The sequence below is a fragment of the Chromobacterium fluminis genome (genome assembly GCF_011602385.1).
Classification (GTDB): domain Bacteria; phylum Pseudomonadota; class Gammaproteobacteria; order Burkholderiales; family Chromobacteriaceae; genus Chromobacterium; species Chromobacterium fluminis.
Window position 1 is genome coordinate 26,780 of sequence record NZ_JAAOMA010000002.1, and the last position, 14,506, is coordinate 41,285.

At 69.4% G+C, this 14,506-nt stretch carries 3 protein-coding genes (1 of these 3 only partly in view); 1 reads left to right on the plus strand and 2 read right to left on the minus strand.

Going from position 1 to position 14,506, the window contains the following annotated elements; all coding sequences use genetic code 11:
• Both hmlB and hmlA read right to left on the minus strand, forming a co-directional pair.
• Positions 1-6,079 carry the 5' portion of a jagaricin-like haemolysin non-ribosomal peptide synthetase HmlB gene (gene hmlB, locus HA052_RS01575; RefSeq protein ID WP_166450530.1) on the minus strand. The gene continues 2,930 nt to the left of window position 1, outside the view, so the window shows 6,079 of its 9,009 coding nt (coding positions 1-6,079); the start codon lies at positions 6,077-6,079; the stop codon falls past the left edge of the window.
• A complete protein-coding gene (gene hmlA / locus HA052_RS01580; protein ID WP_166450531.1) occupies positions 6,076-12,402 on the minus strand; it encodes a jagaricin-like haemolysin non-ribosomal peptide synthetase HmlA in 6,327 nt (2,108 codons plus the stop codon). The genes hmlB and hmlA overlap by 4 nt, the downstream gene beginning before the upstream one ends.
• A 300-nt stretch (positions 12,403-12,702) precedes the next feature.
• On the opposite strand from hmlA, the gene HA052_RS01585 reads away from it, so the two are divergent.
• Positions 12,703-14,457 carry a cholesterol oxidase substrate-binding domain-containing protein gene (locus HA052_RS01585; RefSeq protein WP_166450532.1) on the plus strand — a complete coding sequence of 585 codons (1,755 nt, stop codon included), beginning with the start codon at positions 12,703-12,705 and terminating at the stop codon, positions 14,455-14,457.
• The last annotated feature ends 49 nt before the right edge of the window (positions 14,458-14,506 follow it).

The following is a 14,506-nucleotide window of genomic DNA, read 5'->3' on the forward strand; positions in this document are numbered from 1 at the left end:
AGACGGCGCCGGCCTTCAGCGTGGCCAGCAGCGCGGTCACCGCGGCCGCGCCGCGCGGCAGCAGCACGCCCACCACGGTTTCCGGGCCGGCCCCCAGCGCTTGCAGCCGGTGGGCCAACTGATTGGCGCGGGCGTCCAGCCCGGCGTAATCGAGCGCGCCGTTTTCGTCCAGCAGCGCCGGCGCGCGCGGCGCGGCGGCGGCCTGGCGCTCGAACAGACGCTGTGCCAGTTCCGGCGAGGCCAGCGGCGGCCGGGCGGCGTCGGCGATCCGCGCCCGCCGCGCTTCCGCCGGCAGCAGCTCGATGGAGGCGACGGGGGCGTCCGGCGCGGCGACGATGGATTCCGCCACGGCGAGCAAGCCTTGCAGCAATGCCTCGGCCGCGGCGTCCGCGACGCGGCTGCGGTCGAAGGTGAGCTTGACGGTCAGGGCCGCGCCCGGGATCACGGCCAGCGTCAGCGGGTAATTGGTGTGTTCGCTGAAGCGCGGCGTTTCAAAGCCCAGGCCGGCGGCCTCGTCGCGCAGCAGCGCGTCGGCGGGGTAGTTCTCGAAGACCAGCAGCGAGTCGAACAACTGGGCATTGTCGCGGCCGGCCCAGCGCTGGACGTCCACCAGCCGGTTGTGGGCGTAGTCCTGCACCCGGGCTTGATTGGCCTGTACCTGGGCCAGCAGCGCGCGCGCGTCGGCGGCGGGGTTAAGCCGCACCCGCAAGGGCAGGGTGTTGATGAACAGCCCTATCATTTCGGCTATGCCGGGCAGATCGCCGTTGCGGCCTGACAAGGCCGCGCCGAAGACGATGTCCTCGCCGTGGCCGCTGCGCGCCAGGGTCAGCGCCCAGGCGGCCTGGAACAGGGTGTTCAAGGTGCTGGCGCAAGCCTGCATCGCGGCGGCGGCGCGCGCGCTCCATTCCGGCGACAGCCGGATCTCCCGCTCGACGAAGTCGGCGTCGCCGTCGGCGGGGCCGGCGAGCAGGGTGGGGTGTTCCAGCCCGGAAAAGTAACGACGCCAGAAAGCTTCGTCCGAGCGGGCGCGGCGGCCGGCGCGGTCCAGCCAGCCGATATAGGCGGAGAACGGCCGCGCCGGCGGCAGGGCCGGGGTTTCGCCGCGGCTGAGCGCGCGGTACAGGGTCAGTAGCTCGCGGAAGAATAGCGGCAGCGACCAGCCGTCCAGCAGCAGGTGGTGATAGCTCCAGATCCAGCGCCAGCGGTCCTGGCCCAGCCGGATCAGCGCCAGCCGCATCAGCGGCGCGGCGTCCAGAGCGAACGGCCGCGAGGCGTCTGCGGCCAGGTAGTCGGCTAGCGCGGCTTCGGGCTCGGCCAGATCGGACCAGTCCAGCCGGCTGATCGGCAGCGGTGCCGCGCGCATCGCCGCCTGTAGCGGTTGGGCCAGGCCCCGCCAGTGGAAGCTGGAGCGCAGCAGCGGATGACGCGCCAGCATTGCGCGCCAGGCCTCGGCGAAGGCGTCCGAGTCCAACGCGCCGTTGACCACGCTGCTGAGCTGTTCCAGATAAGCGCCGTCGGCGGCGTCGGCCACGCTGTGGAACAGCATGCCCTGTTGCAGCGGGGACAGCGGATAGAGATCGTCGAAGGGGCCGGTCCGGCGCGCCAGCTCGTCGACGGCGGCCTGCTCCAGACGGGCCAGCGGGTAATCGGCGGCCAGCAGCGGCGCGGCTTCGATCTCGTCCAGCGCCAGCGCCAGTTCGCGGGCGAAGGCGTCGGCCCAGCCGGCGACGGTGGCCGCTTCGAACTGGCCGCCGGGGTAGCGCCAGTCCACGCGCAGCTTGCCGTCCAGCACTACCAGCACCAGATCCAGCGCGAAGGGGCGCAGGTTGTCGGCGGCGCGTTCTCCGGCGATCAACTCGGGCCGCAGCTGGAACCAGGCCTTGTCGACGCCGCGCGGCGCGCCCAGGTAGTTGAAACTGATTTCCGGCAGGCCGGCCGCGTCCAGTTGCCGGCGCGCGTCCAGGTCCGGCCCCAGCCAGCGCGCCTGGCCGTATTCAGGCGCGACGGGGGTTAGCCGCGACAATTGCGCGGCGATGGAAGCCAGGAGCTCGGCCGCGCCGGCGGCGGCGGCGTCGCCGGCCACGCTCAGCGGATACAGCGCGGTGAACCAGCCCACGGTGCGGGACAGGTCCAGGCCGGACTCGGCGTCGCGGCCATGGTGTTCCAGCGTCGCCGCGAAGCGCGGCGCGTCGAGCCGGGACGCCAGCGCGCGCCACAGCGCCAGCAGCAGCAAGGCGCTGACGCGCTGGCCGGCGGCGCGGGCGCCGGCGCGCAGCAGGCGGCCGGTCAAGGCCGCGTCCAGTTCGCGGCTGAGCAGCCGCGAGGCGGCTTCGGTATTCGCCGTCGGGGCGGCGGCGTCGCGGCGCAGCGTCGGGAAGCCGGCCGCGGCCTGGCTGAGCCAAGGCGAGGGGTCCGCCTCGGCGGCCTCGGCCCGTTGCAGCTCCGCCCAGCGGCGCCATTGGGTTGGCACGGCGGGGAGTCGCGGCGTTTCGTCGCGCGTCAGCGCGTCCAGCGCCTGGTTCAGATCGTCCAGCAGAATGCCCCAGGACACCGCGTCCACCGCCAGATGGTGGACGATCAGCGCCAGCAGCGGCGCTTGCCGGCCGCGGCGCAGCAAGAGCGCGCGGGCCAGCGGGCCGGCGTCCGGGTCCAGCTGGCGCTGGGCCTGTTCTATCGCCGCGCGCGCGGCCTCCTCGCTCTCGTCCGTCAGCTCCAGTTCGCGGCAGGGCCAGCCGCCGGCCGCCTCGGCCAGCGCCGGCTCCGGCGCGAAGCGCAGGCGGAAGGCGTCGTGGCGCGCGGCCACGGCGTCGAGCGCGGCTTGCAGCCGGACCGCGTCCACGGGGCGGGCCAGTTGCAGCGCCAGCGCCTGGTTCCAGTGTCGCGGCTCGGCTAGACCCAGGCCGGCGAACCAGCGCTGGATGGGCGTGGCCGGCAGCGGGCCGGCAGCCGCGGCTTCCTCCTCGATCGCGGCCGTGCCGAGCGCGGCGGCCAACTGGCGGATGGTGGGCTCCAGCAGCAGCTGACGCGGACTCAGCGCCAGGCCTTGCGCCCGCGCCCGGGCGACCACTTGAAGGGAGAGGATGGAATCGCCGCCGAGGGCGAAGAAGTTGTCGTCGATGCCGGGCAGGGGCACGGCGAGGACGTCGGCCCAGATGTGGGCCAGCGCGCGTTCGGCGTCCGAGCGGGCTTCGACGCGCAGGGCGGCGCTGAGCGCTTGCGGCGCGGGCAGGGCGGCGCGGTCCACCTTGCCGTGATGGGTCAGCGGGAAACGCTCCAGCGCCACGATGACGGCAGGCAGCATGTGCTCGGGCAGCTCGGCGGCGAGCGCCGCGCGCAGGGCGGCGGGTTCGGCGTCGCCGACGGCGTAGGCCACCAGCCGCGGTTCGCCGGCGGCGGGTCGGTCCAGCAGGACCAGCGCCTCGCGCACGGCGGGCAGCCGGCACAGCGCGGCTTCGATCTCGCCCAGCTCGATGCGGAAACCGCGCAGCTTGACCTGATGATCGGCGCGGCCCAGGTATTCGATCTCGCCGTCGGCGCGGCGGCGGGCCAGATCGCCGGAGCGATACAGGCGAGAGCCGTCGGCGGCGAAGGGATTGGGCAGGAAACGGGCGGCGGTCAGCGCCGGGCGGTTCCAATAGCCGCGAGCGACGCCGGGTCCGCCGACATAGATCTCGCCGGGCACGCCGACGGGCACCGGCTGCAGGAAGCGGTCCAGCAGATGGAAGGCCAGATCGGGAATCGGCTGGCCGATCACCTGGCCGCGACGAGCGTCGAGATCGGCCTGACGGATGGCGCGTTCGGTCACGTGGACGGTGGTTTCGGTGATGCCGTACATATTGACCAGCTCGGGACGGCGATCGCCGCGTTGTTGGAACCAGGGCTCCAGGCTGGCCAGCTCCAGCGCCTCGCCGCCGAAGATCACCAGGCGCAAGTCGGGCAAGGCGTGAGCGGCGGCGGCGGGGATCAGCTGGCGGAAGGCGGCCGGGGTCTGGTTCAACACCGAGACGCGATGCTGCTGCAGCCAATCGGCGAAGGCCTCGGGCGAACGGGACACCCAATAAGGCACCACCAGGCAAGTGCCGCCAAACAGCAGCGGCCCCCAGATCTCCCACACCGAGAAATCGAAGGCGTAGGAGTGGAACAGCGACCACACATCGTCGGGCCCGAAAGCGAAGCGCTCGGCGGTGGCGGCGATCAGTCGGACCACATTGTGATGGCTGACCACGCAACCCTTGGGTGTGCCGGTGGAACCGGAGGTATAGATGACGTAAGCAGCCTGCTGCGGATGCAGGCGGCGCGGCGGCGGCGCGGCGTCGCCCGACGAGACGGCGACGTCCAGCCAGCGCAGGGCCAGTCCGGCGGGCAGGGCTTCGGCGGATTCGGCGTCGCCGACGACGACGTGGATGGCGCTGTCGCGGACCAGAAACTCCAGACGCTCGGCGGGATAACCGGGGTCCAGCGGCACATAGGCGGCGCCGGCCTTGAGGATGGCGAGAATGGCGACGAGGAGATCGGGCTGGCGCTGGCAGCAGAGTCCGACGCGCTGTTCCGGTAGCACGCCGAGCTGGAGCAATTGGCGGGCCAGTTGATTGGCGCGGGCGTCGAGTTCGCGGTAGCGCAGCGCGGAGGTGTCGCCCTGGACGGCGATACGCTCGGGAAAGGCCTGGGCGGCGCGTTCGAACCAGCTGCACAGATCGGGGTGGGGCGGCGCGACGGCGAGAGGCGTCGCGCCCAGGGCCTGGGCGATTTGCTCGGCGTTCAGCAGCGGCAGCCGCGCCACCGGACAATCCGGTTGGGCGACCGCGGCTTGCAGCAGTTCGCGGTAGTGTTCCAGCCAGCGGGCCGCGGTGTCGGCGCCGATCAGGCCGGCGCGGTATTCCAGCGTGGCGCGCAGGCCGTCGCCGGCCGGCTCCAGCATCAGGCTCAGATCGAATTTGGCGTCGGCGGGGAATAGCGGCAGCGCTTCCGCTTCCACGCCCTGCCAGTCCAGGCGGCCCAGCGGCGCGTTCTGCAGCGCGAACAGGGCGCGGAACGGCGCGTCCTGGGCCTGGGCGCGCGGGCCGGCCAGCTTTACCACTTGATCGAAGGGCGCGTGCTGATGGGCGAAGGCGTCCAGGCAATCGGCGCGGTTGCGCGTCAGCAATTGAGCAAAGCTGGGCGAGCCGCTCAAGTCCTGGCGCAGGATCAGGGTGTTGACGAAGAAACCCAGGGTCTGTTCGAACTCGGCGCGGTCGCGGTTGGCCACCGGGCTGCCGACGCAGACGTCGTCGCGTCCGCTCAGCTTTTGCAGCAGCGCCTGGAAGCCTGAGAGCAAGGCCATGAACAAGGTGGCGTCGGCGGCGAGGGCCAGTTTGCGCAGCGGGTTGATCAGCGGGGCCGGCAGCGTCAGGCTGACGTGGCCGGCGGCCTCGCTCCGGCTTGGGCCGGCGGCGTAATCGCCGGGCAGCTCCATTTCGCCGTCCAGGCCGGAGAGGCGTTCGCGCCAGTAGTTCAAGGCCTCGTCGTCTTGGACGCGGGTTTCGCGTTCCCATTCCGAGAAATCGGCGTATTGCAGCGCCTCGGGCAGGGCCGGCGCGGGCAGGCCGGCGGCCAGCGCCGGATAGAGCGCGCCCAGCTCGCGCACCAGCACGCCCAGCGACCAGCCGTCGCAGGCGATGTGATGGACCACGATGGACAGCACATGGTGTTGCGGGCCGAGGACGAACAGGCGCGCCCGGATCACCGGATCGCGCCGCAAATCGAAGCGCAGGGCGGCTTCCGCGCGCAGCAGCGCCGCCAGGCCGGCTTCGTCGCAGGCGGTGAGCGGCAGCTCGCAGCCGGCTTCCGGGCGGATCAGTTGGCAGGGTTCGCCGTCGATCAGATCGTATTGGGTGCGCAGGATCTCGTGGCGCGCCACCAGGGCGCCCAGCGCGGCTTGCAGCGCGGCGGCGTCCAGCGCGCCGCGCAGGCGCAGGGCCAGCGGGATGTGGTAGGCGGTGGAGTCCGGCTCAAGGTCCGTCAGCGTCCATAAGCGGCGCTGGGCGCCGGATTGCGGGAAAATATAGGCGTCGAAAGAGGCGTGGGCGTCGATTGCGTTCATGGTTGGCCTTGCTTGGACTGCTGGAATGAGGTGTCGCCGTCGGCGCCGGGGGTGACGCGCGCCAGTTGGCGGCGCGCCGGCCGCACCGGCGCGGCGGCCGAGGCCTGGCCGCGCAGCGCGTCGGCGGCTTGCGCCAGTTCCGCCGCGCGCGGATGTTCGAACAAGAGGCGCAGCGGCAGCGGCACGCCCAGGCGCTCGCGCAGCCGGTTGGCGGCGCGCACCGCCAGGATGGAGTCGCCGCCCAGCTCGAAGAAGCTCTCGTCGCGGCTGACTTGCGGCAGCTGCAAGAGCTCGGCGAACACTTCGGCCACCAGGTATTCGCTGGGCGTGCGCGGCGCTTCGAAGGCGCGCCGGGCCAGCGGCTCCGGCGCGGGCAGGGCGGCGCGGTCCACCTTGCCGTGATGGGTCAGCGGGAAACGCTCCAGCGCCACGATGACGGCGGGCAGCATGTGCTCGGGCAGCTCGGCGGCCAGCGCCGCGCGCAGGGCGGCGGGTTCGGCGTCGCCGACGGCGTAGGCCACCAGCCGCGGTTCGCCGGCGGCGGGGCGGTCCAGCAGGACCAGCGCCTCGCGCACGGCGGGCAGACGGCACAGCGCGGCTTCGATCTCGCCCAGCTCGATACGGAAACCGCGCAGCTTGACCTGATGATCGGCGCGGCCCAGGTATTCGATTTCGCCGTCGGCGCGGCGGCGGGCCAGGTCGCCGGAGCGATACAGGCGGGAGCCGTCGGCGGCGAAGGGGTTGGGCAGGAAACGGGCGGCGGTCAGCGCCGGGCGGTTCCAATAGCCGCGGGCGACGCCGGGGCCGCCGACGTAGATCTCGCCGGGCACGCCGACGGGCACCGGCTGCAGGAAGCGGTCCAGCAGATGGAAGGCCAGATCGGGAATCGGCTGGCCGATGACCTGCCCTTTGCGGGCATCCAGATCAGCCTGACGGATGGCGCGCTGGGTCACATGCACGGTGGTTTCGGTGATGCCGTACATATTGACCAGCTCGGGACGGCTATCGCCGCGTTGTTGGAACCAGGGTTCCAGGCTGGCCAGCTCCAGCGCCTCGCCGCCGAAGATCACCAGGCGCAAGTCGGGCAAGGCGTGAGCGGCGGCGGCGGGAATCAGCTGGCGGAAGGCGGCCGGGGTCTGGTTCAACACCGACACCCGGTGTTGTTGCAGCCAATCGGCGAAGGCTTCCGGCGAACGGGACACCCAATAAGGCACCACCAGGCAAGTGCCGCCAAACAGCAGCGGCCCCCAGATCTCCCACACCGAGAAATCGAAGGCGTAAGAGTGGAACAGCGACCACACATCGTCGGGGCCGAAAGCGAAGCGCTCGGCGGTGGCGGCGATCAATCGGACCACATTGTGATGGCTGACCACGCAACCCTTAGGGGTGCCGGTGGAGCCGGAGGTATAGATGACGTAGGCGGCCTGCTGCGGATGCAGACGGCGCGGTGGCGGCGCGGCGTCGCCGGAGGAGACGGCGACATCCAGCCAGCGCAGCGCCAGTCCGGCGGGCAGGGCGTCGGCGGATTCGGCGTCGCCGACGACGACGTGGATGGCGCTGTCGCGGACCAGGAACTCCAGGCGCTCGGCGGGATAGCCGGGGTCCAGCGGCACATAGGCGGCGCCGGCCTTGAGGATGGCGAGAATGGCGACGAGGAGATCGGGCTGGCGCTGGCAGCAGAGTCCGACGCGCTGTTCCGGTAGCACGCCGAGCTGGAGCAATTGGCGGGCCAGTTGATTGGCGCGGGCGTCGAGTTCGCGGTAGCGCAGCGCGGAGGTGTCGCCCTGGACGGCGATACGCTCGGGAAAGGCCTGGGCGGCGCGTTCGAACCAGCTGCACAGATCGGGGTGGGGCGGCGCGACGGCGAGAGGCGTCGGGCCCAGGGCCTGGGCGGTTTGTTCTGCATTCAGCAGCGGCGCGGCCAGCCAGTCGGCGTCCGGGTCGGCGGCCAGCGCCGTCAGCGCCTGTTGCAGATAGGCGGCCATGTCCTCGATCTGCGGCGCGTCGAATTCCGCCTCGTCCCAGGCCAGCGTCAGCTCCAGGCCTTGGTCGCGCGGGTCCCGGCTGAACTGCACCAGGCAGGGGAAGTCGGTTTCCTCGAACACTTCCACGCCTTCCACCGTCACCTCAGGCAAGCGCAGCGCCTGTCCGTAGACATGGAAGTGGATGTAGTTGAAACCGACCTCGAAGCCGCGCCGTCCCTGATTCAGCTGCATGACGGCGGCCAGCGGCAGGCGGCGCAAGGGCTGCAGCGCGGTTTCCTCTGCGAAGACGCCGCGCGCCAATTGCGCCCAGCTGCCGGCTTGCAGCGCCACGTTCAGCGGCAGGGTGTTCAGGAACAGGCCCAGCGCGGCGGCGCTGTCTTCGCGCTCGGGGCGGCTGTGGGTGACGTAGCCGGTACTGGCGGCGGCGGAACCGGTCAGCAGCGCCAGCACGCGCAGATGGGCGGTCAGCAGCAGGGTTTTGAGCGGCAGCGCCAGCCGCGCGGCGGCGGCGTCCAGCGCGCCGGACAGCTCGGCCGGCAGCATGCGGCTGAGGCGGCGGACGCTGCGCGCGCCGGCGGCTGGGCGCGCAGGCCTCAGCCGGGGCAGGATGGAGGCTTCCGTTCCGGCCAGCCGTCGCCGCCAGGCCGTTTTCAGTTCCGGGTCGTTCTCGGCCTGTTTTTCCTGTTCGATGAACAGCGCGCTCAGCGCGCCGGCCGCGTCGCTACCGGCTGTGCTGTCCGGCTGGCGGGCCAGCCGCAGCAAGTCGGTGACCAGGGTGGCCACGCTCCAGCCGTCCAGAATCGCGTGATGGAAGCTCAGCGTCAGCCGCGCGCGGCCCGTTTCCAGCCGGAACAGGGCGAGGCGTAGCAGCGGCGGGGATTGCGGCTGGAAGGGCCGGGCTTTTTCCGCGGCGACGAAGTCGGCCAGCGCCTGGCTTTGCGCCTCGGGCGCCAGCGCGCGCAAGTCGGCGATGCTCAGTGGGATGTCGCCGTCGCGATGAATCAGTTGCAGCGGTTCCGAGTAGGCGTTCCAGTGGAAGGTGGTGCGCAGCGCGGCGTGGCGTTCCGCCAGGCGGCGAACGGCGGCGCGCCAGGCGGCCTCGTCCCAGGGCAGGCGCAGGTCGAAGCTGAAGATGTCGTGGAAGATGGCGCCGTTTTGCGACAGCTCGCTGTGGAACAGCATGCCGGCCTGCAGCCGCGACATCGGCAGCGCTTCGATCACATCGTCGGGCAAGCGCAGCCGGTCGGCTTCGGCAATCAGGGAGAAGGGCCGCCGCGCGGCGGCCTCGCCGGCGGCGGCCGCGTCCGGCGCTTCGCACAGCTGACGGATGGTGGGCAGGCTGAACAGTTTTTGCACGCTCAGGGCCAGGCCCTGGTCGCGGGCGCGGGCGACCACTTGCAGGGAGAGGATGGAATCGCCGCCGAGGGCGAAGAAGTTGTCGTCGATGCCGGGCAGCGGCACGGCGAGGACGTCGGCCCAGATCTGGGCCAGCGCGCGTTCCGCGTCGGAGCGCGGCTCGACGCGCGGCGCGTCGCTGGCGACCTGCGCGGCAGGCAGGGCGGCGCGGTCCACCTTGCCGTGATGGGTCAGCGGGAAACGCTCCAGCGCCACGATGACGGAGGGCAGCATGTGTTCGGGCAGTTCGGCGGCCAGCGCGGCGCGCAGCGCGGCCGGCTCGGCGTCGCCGACGGCGTAGGCGACCAGCCGCGGTTCGCCGGCGGCGGGGCGGTCCAGCAGGACCAGCGCCTCGCGCACGGCGGGCAGACGGCACAGCGCGGCTTCGATCTCGCCCAGCTCAATGCGGAAACCGCGCAGCTTGACCTGGTGATCGGCGCGGCCCAGGTATTCGATCTCGCCGTCGGCGCGGCGGCGGGCCAGATCGCCGGAGCGATACAGGCGAGAGCCGTCGGCGGCGAAGGGATTGGGCAGGAAACGGGCGGCGGTCAGCGCCGGGCGGTTCCAATAGCCGCGAGCGACGCCGGGGCCGCCGACATAGATCTCGCCGGGCACGCCGACGGGCACCGGCTGCAGGAAGCGGTCCAGCAGATGGAAGGCCAGATCGGGAATTGGCAGGCCGATCACCTGACCGCGACGGGCGTCGAGATCGGCCTGACGGATGGCGCGCTGGGTCACGTGCACGGTGGTTTCGGTGATGCCGTACATATTGACCAGCTCGGGACGCTGGTCGCCGCGTTGTTGGAACCAGGGCTCCAGGCTGGCCAGCTCCAGCGCCTCGCCGCCGAAGATCACCAGGCGCAAGTCGGGCAAGGCGTGAGCGGCGGCGGCGGGAATCAGCTGGCGGAAGGCGGCCGGGGTCTGGTTCAACACCGAGACGCGATGCTGCTGCAGCCAATCGGCGAAGGCTTCCGGCGAACGGGACACCCAATAAGGCACCACCAGGCAAGTGCCGCCAAACAGCAGCGGCCCCCAGATCTCCCAGACCGAGAAATCGAAGGCGTAGGAGTGGAACAGCGACCACACATCGTCGGGGCCGAAAGCGAAGCGCTCGGCGGTGGCGGCGATCAATCGGACCACATTGTGGTGGCTGACCACGCAGCCTTTGGGCGTGCCGGTGGAGCCGGAGGTATAGATGACGTAGGCGGCCTGCTGCGGATGCAGGCGGCGCGGCGGCGGCGCGGCGTCGCCCGACGAGACGGCGACGTCCAGCCAGCGCAGGGCCAGTCCGGCGGGCAGGGCTTCGGCGGATTCGGCGTCGCCGACGACGACGTGGATGGCGCTGTCGCGGACCAGAAACTCCAGACGCTCGGCGGGATAACCGGGGTCCAGCGGCACATAGGCGGCGCCGGCCTTGAGAATGGCGAGAATGGCGACGAGGAGATCCGGCTGGCGCTGGCAGCAGAGACCGACGCGCTGTTCCGGGCTGACGCCGAGCTGGAGCAATTGACGGGCCAGTTGATTGGCGCGGGCGTCCAGCTCGCGGTAGCGCAGCGCGGCGGTGTCGCCCTGAACGGCGACGCGCTCGGGAAAGGCCTGGGCGGCGCGTTCGAACCAGCTGCACAGATCGGGATGCGGCGGCGCGACGGAAGCGGGCAATACGACGGCGCGCGGCGGCTTGGCCAGCGTTTGCTGCGGATCGCGCAAGAGGCTGTGCAGCAAGGGTTCCACGCCGTCGATGAAGGCGGCGGCGTCCAGCTCGGCGAAGCCGGCCAGGTTGTAGTCGAGGTCCACTTTCACCGGCTGGCGGGAGTCCGCCTCGCGCACGAAGACCTTCAGCGGATAGTGCTGCGACAAGGCGCGCATCGCGGTCATATTGCTGACGGTGCCGTCGAACATGGCGTCGTAATCGTGCTTCTCAAACGACAGGCTGATTTCGTAGGGCAGCCGGTCCCGGCTGAGGCCTTCGGTTTCGCCTATCGGGAAGCGGTGATGGCGGAAGTCGGCTCTCAGTTCGCGCTGGATCAGGCTGAGCAGCTCGGCGAAGCTCCAGTGCGGCCGCAGCTTCAAGCGCAGCGGGCACAGGCTGGCGAACAGGCCGGGGGTGTTCTTGGCCAAGGCGCTGCGGCGGTTGAGGATGGGCAGCGCCAGCAGCAGATCGTCGGCGCCGAATTCCCGCAGCGCGTGGGTGTAGATCAGGCCGATGAAAAAGTGGAAGACGGTGGCCTGGTGCGCGGCGGCCAGTTCGCCGATGCGGCTATAGCTTTCCGCCGATAACTGGAAGCTGCGCTGGCCGCAGGCGAGGTGTCCGCCTGCGTCGGCGAACAGCCGGGTTTGATAAGAGGCGAGCTTGTCTTGCCAGTATTGCCGGTCCTTCGCGTAATGGCGCGATTCGTAGTAGCCGTCTTCTTCCTCCACCAATTCGGCCGGCGTCATCGTCGACGCCGGCTCCGGCAGCATGCCCTGGCGCAGGGCGTTGTAGTAACGACACTTCTCGCCGTAGAGCTGGGCGATGGCCCAGCCGTCGAAGGCGATATGGTGGAAGCGGCCGTACAGGATGAAATCCTTTTCCCCGTGCCGCAGCAAGGTGTAGGCGGCCAGCGGCGTTTGACCGTCGAAGGGGAAGGCGCGGGCGAAGTCGCGCTCGGTCCATTCCTTGGCCGCGCGCTCCGGATCCGTCTCGCCGCGGGTGTCTATCACCGTCAGCGGGCGGGGATGGCGCGGGCAGAGCACTTGGCGCGGCTGGCCGTCGGCATCGTCTATGGCGATGCGCAGCGCCGGCGTGTGCTCCGTCAGGGCGGCGAGCGCGGCTTGCAGGGTTTCGATATCGAGTGCGCCCTGGATTTTGATAAAACCGCCGATATTGAATAGTTCGGGTGCGGAGAATAACGATTGATGAAAATAAATTTCCAGCTGCCGGCGTGTAAGCGGGAAGGTTTTCATTTGAGTTATTCCAATCTTATTTAGAAAGTATTATGCCGAAATATGCTTTTGTACTGCTTTGCGTTTCGCGTAAATCTACACTGATGTGAATTAAATTAGTGAAGCAATTTGACTGGCAAATAAGTCAGGTTTTTAATGGTTGCCATACATGATAGCGTCATTCTATTAAGATAATGGGATAGCTAAATCAGCGATTCGCATTATAAATTTTCAAATATTCCTGCTGAATACGGTTTAAATAATTCATGTTTAATCCGTATTGTTTTTATTTTTACTTTTGTATTTGCGAGGAGTTTTGGAATGAATTCGAATGATGCGGAAAAACCTTTGGCCGCCAGCCGTCGTGACTTTTTGACCGGAGGCTTGAAATTGGCTTCCGCAGGGGCCTTGGCGGGGTGGTTGCCGGCCGAGCGGATCATGGCGGCGAGGCTGACTTGCAGCCAACCCAATAATTTCCCTGCGGAAATTCCCTTATATAAGCAAAGCTTCAAGAACTGGGCCGGCGACATCAAGGTGGACGATGTCTGGACCTGCGCGCCGCGTTCCGCGGACGAGGTGGTGAAAGTGGCCAACTGGGCCAAGGACAACGGCTATAAGGTGCGGGCGCGCGGCATGATGCACAACTGGTCGCCGTTGACGCTGGCCGCCGGCGTCAGCTGCCCGGCGGTGGTGCTGTTGGACACCACGCGCTATCTGACCGCGATGTCCGTCGACGCCTCGGGCCCGGTGGCCAAGGTCACCGCCCAGGCCGGCATCACCATGGAAGCCTTGCTCACCGGAATGGAAAAGGCCGGCCTGGGCGTGACCGCCGCGCCGGCGCCGGGGGATCTGACCCTGGGCGGGGTGCTGGCCATCAACGGCCACGGCACCGCGATTCCGGCCAAGGGCGAACGGCGTCTGGCCGGCGCCAGCTACGGCTCGATCAGCAATCTGGTGCTCAGCCTCACCGCCGTGGTCTACGACAAGGCCAGCGGCGCTTACGCCTTGCGCAAGTTCGTCCGCAACGATCCGCAAATCGCGCCGCTGCTGGCGCACGTAGGCCGTTCGCTGATCGTGGAGGCCACTTTGCAGGCGGCGCCCAACCAGCGCTTGCGCTGTCAGAGCTGGTTCAATATTCCCTATGGCGAAATGTTCGCCGCGGCGGGCAGCGGCGGGCGCACCTTCGCCAGCTATCTGGACAGCGCCGGCCGGGTGGAGGCGATCTGGTTCCCCTTCACCAGCAACCCTTGGCTCAAGGTGTGGACGGTGACGCCGAACAAGCCGCTGTTCTCCCGCCAGACCGACAAGCCGTTCAACTATCCCTTCTCCGACAACCTGCCCGACGAAGTGACCGATCTGGCCAACAAGATTCTGTCGCTGGGCGACGGCAAGCTGACGCCGGCCTTCGGCAAGGCGCAGTTCGCCGCGGCCAGCGCCGGCCTGGTGGCCACGGCCAGCTGGGACCTGTGGGGCTGGTCCAAAAACCTGCTGCTCTACGTCAAGCCCACCACCTTGCGCGTCACCGCCAACGGCTACGCGGTGCTGACCCGCCGCGAAAACGTGCAGCGCGTGCTCAACGAGTTCGTCACCTTCTATCAGGCGCGGGTGCAGGCCTATCAGCAACAGGGCCGCTATCCGATGAACGGGCCGGTGGAAATCCGCGTGACCGGGCTGGACGATCCTAGCGAGACGGCCTTGAACGGCAGCGTGGCGCCGGCCTTGTCCGCCATCCGCCCGCGGCCGGACCATCCGGAATGGAACGCCGCGGTGTGGCTGGACATTCTGACGCTGCCGGGCACGCCGTACGCCAACCAGTTCTATCGCGAGATAGAGCAGTGGATAGAAGCCAATTTCAACGGCTCCTACGCGGCGGTGCGTCCGGAATGGTCCAAGGGCTGGGGCTATACCGACCAGGCGGCGTGGGCGGATGCCGCCATGCTGCAAACGACCATTCCCAACGCCTTCCGCGCCGGCCAGCCGGCGGCGGCCAATTGGGACGCGGCCAAGGCGGCGCTGGCGACGTATGACCCCTACCGCCTGTTCTCCTCGCCCTTGCTGGACAGCCTGGGCCTCTGAACGGCTTTAGACGCTGGAGCTTGTTGAAGACGGCGCGCGCTCCGATGAC

Coding starts and splice junctions, on each gene's coding strand:
- hmlA (WP_166450531.1), bottom strand. CDS start 12,402: ATGAAAACCTTCCCGCTTACACGCCGGCAGCTGGAAATTTATTTTCAT.
- HA052_RS01585 (WP_166450532.1), top strand. CDS start 12,703: ATGAATTCGAATGATGCGGAAAAACCTTTGGCCGCCAGCCGTCGTGAC.